Below are 16,225 nucleotides of genomic sequence, written 5' to 3' on the forward strand. Positions count from 1 at the left end.
GTTACAGCTGCGGCCTGGGTTTCGGCGTCGTGTACTTAGGATCAACTCTACACCAATTATGCCCTTCATCCTATCTGAAACTGGTGTCTTTTTGGTTAATTTCCAGTGCGTTTTAATAGAACACTTGTTCACACATCAGCGATATAGACGTGACCTGATCGGCCAAAATCGCGCCCTCATCATGCCGATCAAGAAAGGGCAGGTTCCAGCAACCGCCTTAGAGATAAGGCCCACGAACGCTCACGCGCAGCGCAAACCTATCGCAAGCCCACCGCATCAAATTCCCTAACGTCAACCAGAAGGGAATATTAACAAAAATCACCCAATAAACTTCGATGCAAATTGAATACAAATTAGCCACACCCGGATCTTTTCGGTAAAAATCCGCTCATCAAAACCTAGACAAGGCCGCCGAGAAGGCAGCAATATGGCGCCAATATGGCCGCGGAGACGGCTGATGGGCAAAACAATGCAGGCTACCTTGGCGCTATGATTCTGGCGCTTTGGTCTTTGACGAGCGGTATATAAAAATGAGTACGGTTGGATACATCGTCCGCGACATGGCGGGCACCAAGCAGCATGGTACATCTGCTGACACCCCACAGGCGACTATTGCAACGGCAACGGCGAAAGACATTTCGCTGAATCTCGGCCCGTCCGATGTCGAGAGCTACGCACGGCGGGGTCAGGACCTTCACATAACGCTGATCGACGGCCAGGTGGTGGTGCTGGATGATTTTTTCAACACCGGAGCAACCGGAAGTAAGAACCTGTTCCTGAGCGAGGAAGGCAACTTCGTCGAGGTGGTCCTGGAGGACCGCACCGATGGAATGCTCTATGCCAGCTACGAACCGCTGGACCTAAGCGGCAAGTGGAGCGCCTATGATGATATGGTGTTCCTTGACGTGGAACGCATTGAACCCGTTGTGGCACCTCTCGTAGCACCACTTCTCGGCGGTCTCGGCACTGCTGGTGCGGCGGCCGGTGTTGTCGGTGCAGCTGCCATCGTTGGTGGTGGCGGTGGCGGCGGCGGTGGCGGCGGGGCAGTCACGCCCACCGTCGACAATCCCGATGCAACCTATCCCGTCGCCGGATCCACCACCGAAGATGTGGTCGTCAGCGGCACCGGTGCCCCCGGCTCCACCGTCGAGGTGACACTGGGCAGCGTCACCGAAACTGTCACGGTTAAGGACGATGGCACCTGGACTGCCAATTTCCCGGTGACCAACCTGCCGCCAGACGGTTCTTACGAGACCACAGTCTACGTAAAGGACCCGGACGGGACCGAATTCAATCTGGATGGCCCTTCGGTCATCATCGACACCACACCGCCGCCGATCGACGTCAACACGGTCGAAGGCGATGACCACATCAATTATATCGAAGTGGCCGATGGTGTTGTGATCAACGGTACCGGTGAAGCCGGTGCCAGCGTCAGCGTGGAATTCCAGGGCGTGACCCGCACCACCACAGTCGCTGATGACGGCACATGGTCGGTGAACTATAGTGTGAACGAGGTGGCGACGGGCATCTACAGCTCCACCATCGAAGTCACCAGCGCCGATTCCTTTGGCAACACCAGCACCACCACACACACTGTTGATGTCGACACAGAAACCCGTGTGACCATCAACACCCAAGTGGGCAATGATCACATGATCAGCGGTGCCGAGCAGGCGGCAGGCATCACCCTCACAGGTACCGCCGAAGCCGGGTCAAGTGTTGTGGTCACCTTCCAGGGGGTGAGTCGCACAGTGACAGCTGACGCACAGGGCAACTGGTCGGCCAGCTATCTCAGCTCGGAAATCGCGACCGGCACCTATGACGCAAGCGTCTCCGCCGTGGCGACCGACACCAGCGGCAATACCAGCTCCACCTCAACCACTATCCCTGTGGACACCGAAACCACGGCATCTCTCGATGCGGTTCAGGCGGGCGACAATGTGATCTCCGCACCGGAAGTGACCAGCGGTGTAACCCTGACGGGCAAGGCCGAGGCCGGGGCCAGCGTCGCTGTGACACTTGAGGGCACCACGCACACAGTAACAGCGGATGCGCAGGGCAACTGGAGCGCGGATTTCGCCACTAGCGAGATCCCGACAGGCGAATATGACGCCAATGTCTCGGTCACAGCAACCGATGCGCTCGGCAACACGGCCTCCACCACTGGTACCGTCCGTGTGGACACCGAAACCGAGGTGGCACTCAGCAACCCGCTGGCAGGTGATAACCTGATCAATGCGGTCGAGGCCAACAACGGTCTGGATCTGACAGGCACCGCCGAGGCAGGCGCCAGCGTTGTGGTTCAGCTGGGCAATGCCACCCGCACCGTGACTGCCAATTCTCAAGGGCAATGGACAGCGAGCTTTGCCGGGTCCGACATTGCCGATGGGACTTATGACACAACCGTGACGGCAACAGCGACGGATGCCTACGGCAACACCGCCTCGACCAGCAGCCAGATCCATGTCGACACGACAACCAGCGTCGGTCTCGACAACGGGCAGGCCGGTGGCGATGACGTGCTGAATGGTGCAGAAGCCGCGGGCGGCCTCACCTTGACCGGCACTGCAGAGGCCGGTGCATCCGTTGCGGTCACCTTCCAGGGCATCACCCGCACCGTGACAGCCGATGCACAGGGCCGCTGGAGCGCGCCTTATACCACTGGTGAAATCACCCCTGGTGAATATGACGCTCCGATCAGCGTCACCGCGACTGATGCAGCCGGGAACAGTGAGAGCACGACAGGCACCCTGCGCGTCGACACCTCAACCGCGGTCAGCATTGATGCCAATCAGGCAGGCGGCGATAATATCGTCAACGCCGCCGAGGCACAGGCCGGTGTGACGCTTACCGGCGCTGCTGAGCCAGGATCTGCTGTTGAGGTGACGGTCGCGGGTGTAACCCGGACTGCAACCGTGGCCGCAAATGGCACTTGGAGCGCCCTCTTCGAGCCGGGCGCGCTGACGGCTGGCGAATATAATACCTCGGTCACAGTGTCGGCAACGGACGCGGCGGGTAATACCGCTTCGGCCTCCTCTGCCCTGCGGGTAGACACCGTCGCAGGCACTGTGGCGCTATCTCCCGACCCGATCGAACTCGACGATGTGATCAACGCCGTCGAACGCGCCGACGGTGTCGAAATCAGTGGCACCGCGACACCGGGTCTGACCGTGACGGTTGGCCTCGGTGCGGCAAGCCGCCAGGTGGTCGCGGATGTCAACGGCGACTGGGCTACGACCTTCCCGGCGACCGCAATCCCGACGGGCACGCAGTCCTTGCCGATTACCGCCTCTATCATCGACGATGCGGGTAACACGGCAAGTGTCTCTGACACCGTCGCGCTCGATACCGAAGTCGTGCCTTTGACGGTTCAGCCGAACCAGACGTCGGACGACATCGTGAACAAAGCGGAGCAGATCGCAGGCACCACCCTGTCGGGCACGGTTGAGGCTGGCTCTACGGTTGCTGTCACCATCGGCGCGGTCACCAACAACGCGACGGTTGATGCCTCCGGGAACTGGAGCGTGACCTTCGCTGATGCGGATCTGCCCGATGGCACCTATACCGCTACGGCCACCATTCGTGCGACAGACGCCGCCGGAAATGAACGCAGCACTGTTGAGCAGTTCTCGGTGGATACCGAAGTTGGTGCCGCGACGATCAACACGGTCACAGAATCCAGCAATGGGATTGTGCGGCTGGAAACGCTGGATGCGACCGACAACTATACTGTCAATACATTGAACCCAAACGGCACCATGGGGTCCCCTGCTGCGTCGAAAACCGTCGATCCCATCGACGGGACAGAGTTCCGCTTTGGCTCTGCCATTCCGGATGGCACGCATCTTGTGCTATCGCGCAACGATGCGGTCGGCAATACATCCAGCACGCTCGTGGTTTTTGACGACAACGCGACCAATTCAGGCTCTCTGGACCACGCGGCCCTTGGACAGTTCAACGTGGACGATCTGAACCTGCACTACGCATCTGATGTCAGCCTGACCCTGAACGAGGCGGATATCAAAGCGCTGTCCGGCAATTCAGACACGCTTACGATCCGTGGTGACAACAACGACACCATCACCTTGGCTGGTGGCAATGCAGGTGGCACCCGTCAGATCGACGGCGAAACCTTCAATGTCTATACCATCGGCAACGATGGCACGACGCTGATTGTCGATCAGGACGTGCAGGTGGTTCTCTGATCCACAGAGATCGACCGGGGGCCGATTTGGCGCTGGCCATTGGCCCCCGACACGAATACCCGGACACAAGGGTAAGGATACAGGCGATGCGAGGGGGCAGAATGCAATTGGGACGACCCATTGGCGCTGTGGCACTGTTGTGCTGCCTGTCGGCCTGCATGCAGTCCCTCCCCTTTGCCAAGCCCGGCGAAGGCGCCGATACGGATGTCAGCCGTCGCGCCAGCAGCTTTGCCCAGCCAGATGCCAAAAACCCCTCTGCCGTGATTTCCACGCTGATGCAGCGTCAGTCGCTGCTGGAAGACGGTAGCGTCTATGACGTCGTGGCCCAATCAACGATCTCCGCCTCTGCCCGTGCCGCCGAAGCGGAGCTGACCAGCGCCAAATTGCGCGCCGAAGCCAAGTCGAAAAACTGGCTACCCACGCTGGGGCCTTCTGTCAGTCTCACGGATCTCGGCGACCTGGTGGCGGGTATCCTGATTGAGCAGGTGCTGTTCGACAACGGCCGCCGCAAAGCAGAGCGGGCCTTTGCCGCCGCCGACGTCGAGGTCGCCGCAGTCAACCTGTCGATTGATATGAATGAGCGCGTCGAAACCGCGCTCAGCCTCTATGTGTCCGGGCTGCGCGGCTCCGAAAAAGCCGCCGTCGGCACCCGTGCTCTGTCACGGATGTATGAATTCGAGCGTATCGTTTTGGGCCGCGTTGAAGGCGGCGTCTCGGATCGCGCCGATCTCAATGTCGTGCAGAGCAAAATCAACGGGATGCGCTCTGCTGTGGCGACGGCCAAGGACGCAACCTCGACGGCCACCGCCGAGTTGAAAGCGATCACCGGTCAGAGCTTTGCCGAGACCCCGAGCCACCTGCAACTGGCCTCCCCACCGGAAGCCGGAACCTATTTGACTGTGCTCAAGGCGGAAGCCGAGGCCACCCGCAGTGTGGAACAGGCCAAGATGGAACGCGCCGGTCTGCTGCCGCAAGTCTCTGCGGCGGGCAATGTCACCAGTGATGGATCCGGCGCGGGTCTGACGCTGGATCTGGCGCAGCCCTTTGGCCTTGGTACCCCTGCCGCGCTGAAAGCGATCGAGGCCTCCAAGGAAATTGCCAAACGTCAGGTCTCCGAGGTCGAAGAAGACGCGCGCCGCGACTACAGCCGACAGATGCAGCGCCTTGCCTCCTATCGCAGGCAAGAGGCCGAAGCCGCAACACTGGCGCAGACCAGCCGCGAGACCTATCGCCTGTTTCAGGCACAGTTTAAGGCCGGGCAACGCTCGGTCATGGATGTGGTGTCCATCTACGAAGAAGTGGTACGCCGCGAACACGCCCATATCGATGCAAAATACGAAGTCGTTCTGATCCAGCTGGCACTGGCAAGCGATATGGGACTTTTGGCCGATGGGGACCGGATTTGAGCAATTCTAATCGCCCGACAGATGACACCGTGCTGCGGACCGTCCCCCCAGCCCCCCGCGCGCCGGATGATGCTGCACGCGGCAGCGGCGGTAAACCTGTACTCCGTGCTGTAGAGACCCAAGCCGCACCACATCTGGCGCCAGCTTCAGCTGCACCAACGCCCACACCCGGCCCCGCAGCCCCCCCGATGGCTGAGGTAGATCTAACCGGGTTGCTGGAAGACGGCGACATCGGCGAGGTGAGCGCGCTGATTGAGGATGCGACTGCCCGCATTCAGCACCGCGCCGCACTGATCGCGACCTTTGCCGCCCTCAAAGGGACCAATGTCGCCCTCAGTGACGTTGCCGAACACATGTGGCGCAACGATCCCGGCGATGTCTCAGTGGACTCGCTTGCCCGTGCGCTACAAACCACCGGCATGCAGGCACAGATCAATCATCAGGTGCCTCTCACCGCCGAGAGCTGGCCCGCGCTGGCAATGATGAACAACGGCCAATGTGTGCTGGTGCTGTCGCAAAGCCGCGACATGCTCAGCGTCTATGACACCACCTGCACTGACAATCGTGCCGATGTTCCGGTGGGTGAGTTCGGCCCCTATTTCACCGGCACCACGCTGGGTGCGCGGAATTCGCTGAAACAGATCGCCGCGCGTCATACGCCGCAGCTGGAAAGCGACCATTGGTTCTGGGGGGAATTCCCCAAATACCGCCGTCAGGTCGGCGAGATCATGCTCGGCTCGCTGGTTGCCAATATTCTGGCAGTCTCGGTCGCGCTCTTCTCCCTGCAGGTCTATGACCGCGTCGTGCCGCACCAGTCCCACGCAACGCTTTGGGTGCTGGCGGTTGGTGCTTTCCTCGCCATCATGCTGGAGGCGCTGCTGAAACTGGCCCGTGCTCGTCTCACCGATGCCGCCGGACGCCAGATTGAGCTCTCTGTCCAGAACAACCTGATGCGCCGTCTGATCGGGATGCGGTCGGACAAGAAACCGCTGCCCCCGTCAGGCTTGTTCGCCGCAATGCGTGACTTCGGATCAGTGCGCGAGTTCTTCACCTCGACAACGATTTCGACACTGGCTGACATCCCCTTCATCGCTGTTTTCCTGCTATTGGTCGCATCAATTGCCGGCCCGATTGTCTGGATCATCATCGCCGGCGGTATACTGATGCTGCTGCCCGCGTATTTCATGCAGAAGCGCATGATTGCCCTCACGCGTCAGACCCAAGGGGCCAATGCCAAAGCTGGTCGCTTGCTGCACGAGGTGGTGAATGAACTGGACACCCTCAAGAGCCAACGCGGCGAAGATCGTGTGCTGCGCCTCTGGGACGAGTTGAACACCCTGTCCACCCATGCCGCAACCGAACAGCGCCGCCTGTCCAGCGCCCTGACCCATTGGTCGCAGGGCGTGCAGCAGGCCACCTATATCGGGTCGGTTGTGGTTGGTACTCTGATGGTGTTTGCCGGTGAGTTCACCGTCGGGACCATTATTGCGACCGGCATTCTGACCAGCCGGACGCTGGCGCCTCTTACCCAGTTCGCCGCGACACTTGCCCGCTGGAGCAACGTCAAAGGCGCGCTGGAAGGGCTGGATGCCATCGCCAATTCTGCTCAAGAAAAAGAAGACGAACGATCCTATCTGCGCCGTGACAGCCTGCAAGGGCGGTTTGAACTGCGCGAAGTGATGTTCCGCTATGACGAAGACGGCGCGCCGACGCTGGATGTGCCGGGTGTCGCGGTGACACCGGGCCAGCGGGTTGCCGTGCTGGGCGTCAATGGCTCGGGCAAATCCACGCTGCTCAAACTGATGTCGGGGCTCTATGCGCCGGACCGCGGCCGGGTGATGATCGACGGCACCGATATGACCCAGATCGACCCGCGCGACCTGCGCCGACACATCGGCTATCTCAGCCAGGATGTGCGCCTGTTTGCCGGCACGCTGCGCGAGAACCTGAACCTCAACCAGCTGGAGCGCGACGACGACCGGTTGATGACGGCACTGGATTTTGCAGGTCTTGGCGCGCATGTGCGCAACCACCACAAGGGCCTCGACCTGGAAATTTTCGACGGGGGCGGCGGTCTGTCCATCGGGCAGCGCCAGTCCATCGGCTGGGCACGCCTGTGGTTGCAAAACCCATCAATCGTGCTGCTGGATGAGCCAACCGCAGCGCTTGATCAAACGCTGGAACGCACTTTGGTCAGTCGCCTGGAAACCTGGCTGGAAGGACGCACGACGGTGATCGCAACGCACCGGATGCCAATCCTGTCGCTGACCAACCGAACACTAATCCTGCAATCGGGCCGGATGGTGGTCGACGGTCCGCGTGATCAGGTTCTGGCCCATCTCGCGGCAGGGGAAGCCAAATGACCTCAACCGGCTACGATCTTCGCGAGACCTCGCGCGGGGCCAGCCGTATCATTTATCTGGTCGCAGGCGCGTTGGTGGTGTTTCTACTCTGGGCCAGCTTTGCATGGGTTGATGAAATCGTACGCGCAGATGGTGAGGTTGTCTCCTCCTCGCGCTCCCAGATCGTGCAGAACCTTGAGGGCGGTATTCTGGCCGAACTGCACGTCCATCAGGGTGATGCGGTGAAGGCCGGTCAGATCCTTGCGCGTCTGCAAGACACCAAATTCCGCGCCGCAGCAGATGATCTGCAAGACCGGATCGACGCACTGGAAATCAAACAGTACCGTCTGGAGGCCGAACTGGAAGGTGCGTTTGATTTCAACGTGCCGGACGAACTGGCCAAGCGCTCCCCCGGGATCTACACCTCTGAACGTGCGCTGTTGAACGCCCGTCAGACCGATTTCACCAGCCGCCGCGACAGCGCCCGCGAAATCCTTGACCAGTTGAAGGATGAATTGGCCAATATGCAGCGCCTCTATAAAAAAGAGATCGTCGCTCTGATCGAGGTCAACCGCGCGCAAAAATCTGTCAGCGATGCGCAGGCGAAATACAATGAAATCGGCACGCAATCCGAACTTGAGCTGGCGGAGGACTACTCCAAAACGCTCCGCGAACTGACATCCTACCGGCAGGAACTGCGGCTGGCACAGGATCAGCTGAACCGAACGGTGATCACCTCCCCCATGGCCGGGATCGTCAACAGCCTGGCCGTCACCACCATCGGCGGCGTGATCCGCCCCGGCGAGGAGATTGTCGAAATCATCCCGCTGGGTGAAGAGATGTTTGTCGAAGCGCGGGTCAAGCCTGAGAATATCGCCAGCGTACAGCCCGGGCAGGATGCCACGATCAAACTGTCGGCCTATGACTACACCATCTATGGCTCGCTGAGGGGCAAGGTAGATTTTGTTTCAGCTGATACATTCGAGGACGAGCGCAATCCGCGTGCCGAACCTTACTATCGCGTTACGGTGAAAGTGGACCGGTCGGAATTTACCGAACGTCAGCAGGCGATTGAAATCCGTCCGGGTATGCGCGCGACGGCGGAATTGCAGACCGGCAGCAAGACGATCCTAAACTACATGCTGAAGCCGCTGTATAAATCCCGCGAGGCGCTGCGCGAACCTTAGGGGCACGTCTTAACTCTCTCGCTGCGATCCAACCGGGATCAGGCGATATCGCAACGTATCATTGCCAGGCTGAGATCTGTCTGAGGCTGCGCTGGTCCGGGAGGGCAATTCAAAAATGCCTACTATCAGCCGGAATAACCTCTGAAAAGCGACTGTGTGGGTGGGTCAACGGGGGCTGCTCGACCCGGTCTCTATGCCGGTTTACCCCGTCAGATCCTCACATCAGCTGGCGGAGCGCATCATCGCAATCACTGTGCGGTCAAATGAGGTTCCGATGGAAACCCGGCGATTGCCCACCGCTGCCTTGGCCGAAATGACAGAAACCAATCGCGGCATCCGGCCCGGCGCCACATCAAACACTGGTGCCCCGGAGGCTCCGAAATCAACCCGACAAGTCATCACCACGACCTGCGCCTGACGGGCGAGTACATGACAATTCTGCTCCAGATTGGGGCGGTTCTGCTGCGCCATTGAATAAGAGAGGACCTCAACCGACGCCCCCCGCGCCGGACGGTTCGCCAACTCAAAAGGCTGGATCATCTTGCGACTTATGGGACGGTCCAGACGCAAGATTGCGATATCATTACCAAGCTGTGAATCGCCCGGCTGTTCGTATTGGTAGCTGGGATGCACGACCGTTTTTGTGATTGAGCGCGCCGCCTTTGCCCGTCGCCCGTTTAGCCCCGCCTCGAAGCGGATGCTGGTCGGGTCGACCTGCCGACCAGTGATCGGATCATAGACACAATGCGCAGCTGTCACGACCAGATCAGGCGCAACCAATGCCCCGGTACACATGTTCCGCCCCGAAATGTTCAGCCGACCCACGGCCTCCCATCCGATGACAGAGGTAATGCTGGACTGCGGATCATCCGCAGCAGCATTATCAGGCATGCCAAACAAGAGGCATGCCGCAAAAGCAGCAAAAATGCGTTTCATCACCCTCTCCAAATTCCCACGCTCACACCTTGGTGTAAGGCTGCGGCCGGATTGAGGCGCGAAGCTGCCGAACATGGTCGAAACCATGCACGAAATAAGTCTCTACTAACAAATCAGTACCCCCCCCAGGGTGTTGATGCCCCATCATCGCAAAAAAACCGCAGAGCGCACACAATTTCTCAGTGATTTTATTAACTTTTTAACAAGGCCTTGTAATCACTTGCTAAAAAATTCCGTCGATCCACCGTATCCCAGTCCTTTACACCCCGAAGCTGCAGCATTGCGGCCTTAGCGCGGCAGGATCGCCATATTGCCGCGAGCGCGGTACTCACAGGCGGCAGGTGCCAACGGGAAACGGCTATGCTAACTTTCAAAAAATCAAAACTAGGCCTTAACGCTCTGTTAGGTTTTATCTGTAATATCTTAACGCGCGGCGGTATGATGCTGCCAATATGACCTATCTGGAGCGGCGTAGCCCCCTGAACGGCTGAATAAGAATCATATTAAGCCGGGGAATCAGGGCCCACATAGCAGCGCCGATTGCCAGAGAGGCCAGCAGCACAGCCGCCGCACGAAACGTCCCCAAAAACCCTAACTCAGCGATTCCCGGAATGCTCACTGCCGGGGACAATACCTGTCCTAGAAACACCGAGGCCATCAAAGCCCCTGAAACGATCCCGCGCCGGTTGGCCGGTGATAAGGCCAGGGCCAGGGCGATGAAATTTGGCATCACGGTTGCCAACCCAGCACCAATCGCCCCCATCGCAAGGCTCTGCCACAGATCACCGTCAATCGTCAGCAGCAGGAACCCGCCCGCCATCAGGGCGTACCCCAGAGCATAAGAACCAGCTTCGCGCAGAACGCGATTGATGCGCAGGTAGAAGAATCCCATCATCCCGCCAGACAGCGTCAGAATGCCCAGCATCACCCCGGTTTTTGCCGAATGATCGCCGCCTTGTGAAGCAAGGAAAAACGGCAATTGGGTTGGCATCATAAAGAAAATCAGACTGGTGATCATCTGCAGCAGCGCCAGCCCTGAAAGCAGTATCCGCCATCTTGCGTGACCTGCACCACCTTCAGACCCAGCGGCATATTTGTTCTGGCTCAGAGGAGCCGGCTCTGTCACGTGACGCCAGACCAGCGGCACCAGGATGATCGCAGCACCGTAGATGGCAAACGGCAGCCGCGGCGATATCAGGGCCAGCCAGCCCGCAGAGGTGATAAACAGCAACCCACCAAAGTTGCGCGCAGAGGTCTGCAACCCCATCATATTGCGCCGTGCGTCGCCGATGAAGTAATCACCGATCAGCGCGGTCTGGGCTGTCATGATCATTGCCACAGCAACTCCCAGCAGCAATCTGCTGATCATGATGGATGGCAGGTCAGGCAACACCAGCCCCGCCGCACCGCTAGCCGCAAAGAGCACAACACCCAGCAGCAGCATCCAGCGCCGCCCGTATCGATCTGCAAGCCACCCAGCAACGGGCGCGCAAATCAGGACTGAAAGCGACGGTGCTGGCACCAGGAACCGCGTCAGTAAAGCAGCATTCGGGCTTCCGGCGAATTCTGCCTCGATGCCAGGAAGCGCCGGGCTGATGGTGGCATTTGCCATGATCGTCAAGGTTGCCGCCAGCAACAATGCTATGGCGCGCGGATCCTTCCAGATGGCGTCGGACCCTGAAACTATCTGCCCGGACATGCAAAACTCCTGTTGTGATAATCAGCACTCTCAAGCACCCTGCAACTTCAAGTCCACTTTAGGTCAAGGGGGAAATTGATGCGCCTATATGATATCGGAGAGGTTGCTGCCCGCTGTGGTGTTACACCCGCCACGCTCAGGTATTATGAGAAACTCGGCCTGATCACCTCGCTGAGCCGCAAGGGATTGCGGCGGCAGTTCGGACCAGAGACGCTCTTGCAGCTCTCGCTCATCTCACTTGGCAAAGCCGCCGATTTCACGCTGACGGAAATTTCCGGCATGTTCGGTTCCGATGGTCAACCGGATCTGCCCCGCGCCGAGCTGCATCAGCGCGCGGATCAACTGGATCAGCAGATCCGCAGCCTATCGACCCTGCGTGACGCCATCCGCCATGTCGCCGACTGCCCTGCCCCATCGCATATGGAATGCCCAACATTTCAGCGCCTGCTGAAGGTTGCAAACCGCGTCCGTGCCACCGGATGACACCTCAGATGTCGCACCGTCCATAGACTTATGCAGGCTCTGATCCATATCGCAGGGGGCAAGGGATTCAGCTGCGAGGCAAAGACATCATGGGTGTGGCACATTCGATTTACAAGCTGATCACGGATGCGAAGGCTCCAGATCAGCAGGCAGCCGACCGGGTCGCCACCCATGTTATCGCACTGACTGCAACCAAGCTGGCAGACGGGTTGATTGACCCTAAACTGGTGCTGGCTTGGCTGCTGAACGCAATCGGAGCACCGGGCTACCTGATCGGCGTGCTGGTTCCGGTGCGTGAATCCGGCTCACTGCTGCCGCAGCTGGCGCTTGCGCAGCGCATCGAACAAAGTCGCCGACGTAAATACTATTGGGCTGCAGGCTCAGCGCTACAAGGGCTTGCAGCACTCGGCATGGCAGCAGCGGCTCTATTGCTGCCGGGGTTTTGGGCAGGCTGGGTCATCTTGATCTGTCTGGCGTTGCTCGCGGTGGCGCGGTCGGCCTGCTCTGCCAGCTACAAGGATATTCTGGCCCGCACCGTGGACAAGGGTAAACGCGGCTCGGTCTCGGGCACGGCGGGGACGCTCGCGGCCAGTGGCGTGTTCCTCTTTGCCGTTCTTCTCAGCACCGGCGCTCTGCCCCGCACGACTGTCGCAATCTCGCTGGTGGTTGCCTTGGCAGGGGTGTTCTGGCTTGGCTCAGCAGCCATTTTTGCGCGACTGGATGAGCCCGAGGCCACACCCCAGGAGGCTGAAGATTTTGCCCCGAACCAGCTGCTGCGTCCACTCAAGAAAGACCAGGAGCTGCGCCGCTATATCGGCACAAGAGCGCTGCTGATCTCAACCGCCCTCGCGCCACCATTTCTGGTGATGCTTGGTGGCCGAGATGCAGAGGGCGGATTTGGCAACCTTGGCCTCTTGGTTCTGGCATCATCGATTGCCGCGATTGTGTCGTCATATATCTGGGGAAAACTGTCGGATCGCTCCAGCCGCCAGACCTTGATGATCTCCGGAGCATTGAGCGCCGTAACGCTGGCTATGGCCGCCGCTGTTGGCTGGGCCGCCGGAGCGCCTGCAAGTATCGCGGTCGCTGGTTTTGTCTTTGTGGCGCAGGTTGCCTATCAAGGCGCGCGCGCCGGGCGCAAGACCCATCTAACGGATATGGACACCCATGGGCACACATCAGTTTACACGGCGCTGTCCAACACGATGATTGGGGTACTCCTGCTGCTGGGTGGTGGATTTGGACTGCTGGCCGACGCGGTTGGGACCGCCCCTGTTCTGGCTATCCTCGCGATGCTCAGCGGGCTTGGCGCGGCTCTTGGCACACGGTTGAGCGAGGTTCAGGCAGACGCCGATGACTGACCGCCGCACCTCGCCCGCGCAGCTCAGGCCGCAAAGGACGACGACTGGCCATCACGCCGCGCTGTACCCCCTTGGTCCTCTGCGGAGAGTGGGGCACAATCAGATTCAGTATTTGCCCGCCTTTCAGCGTCCAACCCTGCGCCAAACAAGATGACAAAGGCAGAGAGCCACATCCATGTGAGGAGCAGGATCACCCCAGACAGCGCGCCGAACGTTTCGTTGTAGCTGCCAAACGCCTGCACATAGAGGCTAAAACCAATGCTTCCGGCCACCCAAAGCGTGCAACTGAGAATTGCACCAGGAGTAAACAGCCGCCAGCCCTCACCTGACCGATCCGGGCCAAACCGATAAAGCAGCGAAATTCCGGCGATCCCGACCACAAACATCAAAGGCCAGCGCAGTAGTTGCGTTGTCCCCGCCAGCAGAGCGGAGTCACCAAAGAGCGCAACCGCTGCTGGAATTGCTGCAACGATCAATAAGAGCAGAAGCGCACCACAGATTGCGGCAAATGTGATGGTGACAATCACCGCCTTTAGCACGATAAAACTGCGCTGTTCCTTCGTGCCAAAAATGACGTTCAACCCTTGGATCACACTATCGGTACTGCGTGACGCCGACCATAGTGCCAGCGCCGCAGAGGCGGCAGCAGCCCAACCGAGCGTATCAGGCCGCGCCCCGGCAACCTGCACCAACTGCTGGTTCACCAGTTCCGCCGCCGAAGACGGCAATAGGCTGGTCAGCCAGCTAGATTGCTCGGTGATCAATGTCGGATCCGCAAACAACCCAAACAGTGCAACCGATGCCGTGATCCCAGGAAATACGGATAGAAGCCCGTAAAAGGCCACGCCCGCCGCCAACAGCCCGCCATGAGCGTTGCCCATGCGGGTCCACGCACACCAGAGCAACTTGACGGAAGAAGGAAGCCTTCCTAGCCATCCTCTGTCACTGGTGGGTCGTGCTTGGTCGGTAGCACCCAAGCTATCGCCCACCGCGCTGTCCGGCCGTAGTGCATCCCGACCCTGGGGTGTAGTCTTCGCAAAATCGTCCGTAACCGGAGGATCGCCTTCGGTGTGGCCTACCGTAGAGGCAGGCTCCTTGACTGCATCCGCTCGTTTGTCTGGCTGGCTTGGCATGTTGTCTCTCCTGAGTTGTCAAACCAACGCGACAAACGTGCTTTTTGTTTCTTGGAACTTACCGGTTGGCTGCGGGTTGAGGTCCTGACTTAGTCTGATCGGAGATAACCATGAGCCATTTGACCCACCCACCCGCAGCTTCCCATGATCTTGTGGTGATCGGCGGTGGTTCCGGCGGGCTGGCCGCAGCAAAGGCCGCCGCACGGCTGGGCGCATCGGTCGTCATGATCGAGCGCGCGGAACTGGGTGGGACCTGCGTCAACCGGGGCTGCACACCCAAAAAGTTGATGTGGAGCGCAGCTGCGCAACAGCAGAGCCTAAGAGAAATGGCCAAGGTCGGTCTGATCGACAGGCCGCCCCTTGACTTTGCGGCCCTACGCCGCCGGTCGGACGCAAAAATCGACCGGCTCAATCGCCACTTCGAAGATGAGCTGCAACAAGCCGGTGTTCGCCTGCTGCGAGCAACTGCCGAGATCGGCGAGGCTGGGCAAGTGCACGCCGGCGGCGATGTCTTTCAACCGGGCAAGCTGTTGCTTGCCACCGGTGCTCGTCCGCGCACTTTGGACATTCCGGGAGGGGATCTGGCCGCAACAAGCGATGATGTCTTCCATTGGACCGATCTGCCCGGTCGGCTGCTTATTGTCGGCGGCGGTTATATCGGCTGCGAGTTCGCCAGCATATTTGCGGCCCTTGGCAGCGAAGTTCAACTTATGACCGATGGCGAACGGCTGTTGAAACAGTTTCACGCCCCCGCTGTAGACTGCGTGCAGGCTGGGCTCGAAAAACAGGGCGTGACCATCGGATTTGGCTGCAAGCCTGTTCAGATCGATTTCAACGGGACTATGTTTAAGGTCAGCTTTGATGACGGCAGCATCCAATATGCTGACCGCGTCATTGCAGCGGTCGGACGGGTGCCCAATACGGACGACCTCGGGCCGGGTCTTCAGGGCATCGCTTATGCAAAGACTGGCGCTTTGGCCATTGATGAGCGTTTCCAGACCTCGATCCCAGGTATTTATGCGATCGGCGACGTCGCAGACCGTCTGCCGCTGACACCGGTGGCGACGCGCGATGGCGCCTGTTTCGCCGCGCAACATTTTGGGGCGGGCGCCGAGCAGATCAATCTGGATCTCGTTCCCCAGTCGGCCTACACGATCCCGCCCGTGGCCCAGGTTGGCTCTATGTCAGAGGGGCAGGATGATGGGGAGGTCATTGCTGATTTAGCCAATGATGTATTGGACGACGGTACCGCAGCGAACTCTTTCTTCGCACGAGCGATCCCTGACGGTCGTCTGAGCGGCGTTGCCCTGGTCAACCATGCAGCACCTGAAATGATCGCCCCCTTTGCCGCTCTCCTAGCAAGTGGGGCAAGCGCTGATGATTTGAGTGCTGTCACCGGCGTTCATCCGAGTTTCGGGGAAGAGACTGTCGGCTCTTAAGGGTGCCTAAAGGACAAAAGACGCGATCCCA

The 16,225-nt window shown here is 59.6% G+C and carries 10 protein-coding genes; 7 read left to right on the plus strand and 3 right to left on the minus strand.

Translation table 11 applies throughout. From position 1 onward, the window contains the following. The first annotated feature begins 530 nt into the window (after positions 1–530). The 4 genes from GAL_RS15955 (at position 531) to GAL_RS15970 (ending at position 9,143) form a co-directional block, all read left to right on the plus strand. On the plus strand, positions 531–4,208 hold the full coding sequence (locus tag GAL_RS15955; RefSeq protein WP_024098596.1) for an Ig-like domain-containing protein: 3,678 nt from the start codon (positions 531–533) through the stop codon (positions 4,206–4,208). Positions 4,209–4,309: 101 nt separating this feature from the next. Then, a complete protein-coding gene (locus GAL_RS15960; RefSeq protein WP_040104192.1) occupies positions 4,310–5,614 on the plus strand; it encodes a TolC family protein in 1,305 nt (434 codons plus the stop codon). Then, positions 5,611–7,977: an ATP-binding cassette domain-containing protein gene (locus GAL_RS15965; RefSeq protein WP_040104193.1), complete on the plus strand. Its 2,367-nt coding sequence runs from the start codon at positions 5,611–5,613 to the stop codon at positions 7,975–7,977. The genes GAL_RS15960 and GAL_RS15965 overlap by 4 nt, the downstream gene beginning before the upstream one ends. After that, entirely contained in the window at positions 7,974–9,143 is a 1,170-nt protein-coding gene (locus GAL_RS15970; protein ID WP_024098599.1) for an HlyD family type I secretion periplasmic adaptor subunit, read from the plus strand. The genes GAL_RS15965 and GAL_RS15970 overlap by 4 nt, the downstream gene beginning before the upstream one ends. Before the next feature lie 222 nt (positions 9,144–9,365). On the opposite strand, the gene GAL_RS15975 is transcribed toward GAL_RS15970, so the two are convergent. Together GAL_RS15975 and GAL_RS15980 are read right to left on the minus strand one after the other, a co-directional pair. Continuing rightward, entirely contained in the window at positions 9,366–10,079 is a 714-nt protein-coding gene (locus GAL_RS15975) for a trypsin-like serine peptidase (protein ID WP_024098600.1), read from the minus strand. A 457-nt stretch (positions 10,080–10,536) separates the two neighbouring features. Continuing rightward, positions 10,537–11,778 (minus strand): MFS transporter, encoded by a 1,242-nt coding sequence (locus GAL_RS15980; RefSeq protein WP_024098601.1) that lies wholly within the window; start codon positions 11,776–11,778, stop codon positions 10,537–10,539. A 78-nt stretch (positions 11,779–11,856) separates the two neighbouring features. Between GAL_RS15980 and GAL_RS15985 the strand changes: the two genes are divergently transcribed. Further along, entirely contained in the window at positions 11,857–12,261 is a 405-nt protein-coding gene (locus GAL_RS15985) for a helix-turn-helix domain-containing protein (protein ID WP_024098602.1), read from the plus strand. Between the two features lie 89 nt (positions 12,262–12,350). Continuing rightward, positions 12,351–13,622, plus strand: coding sequence for a hypothetical protein (locus GAL_RS15990; protein WP_024098603.1), 1,272 nt, complete (start codon positions 12,351–12,353; stop codon positions 13,620–13,622). Between the two features lie 23 nt (positions 13,623–13,645). On the opposite strand, the gene GAL_RS15995 is transcribed toward GAL_RS15990, so the two are convergent. Continuing rightward, positions 13,646–14,755 (minus strand): YihY/virulence factor BrkB family protein, encoded by a 1,110-nt coding sequence (locus GAL_RS15995; protein ID WP_024098604.1) that lies wholly within the window; start codon positions 14,753–14,755, stop codon positions 13,646–13,648. 110 nt (positions 14,756–14,865) lie between these two features. Between GAL_RS15995 and GAL_RS16000 the strand changes: the two genes are divergently transcribed. Next, positions 14,866–16,194, plus strand: coding sequence for a dihydrolipoyl dehydrogenase family protein (locus GAL_RS16000; protein ID WP_024098605.1), 1,329 nt, complete (start codon positions 14,866–14,868; stop codon positions 16,192–16,194). Positions 16,195–16,225 lie beyond the last annotated feature (31 nt).

Source organism: Phaeobacter gallaeciensis DSM 26640, assembly GCF_000511385.1.
Lineage (GTDB): Bacteria > Pseudomonadota > Alphaproteobacteria > Rhodobacterales > Rhodobacteraceae > Phaeobacter > Phaeobacter gallaeciensis.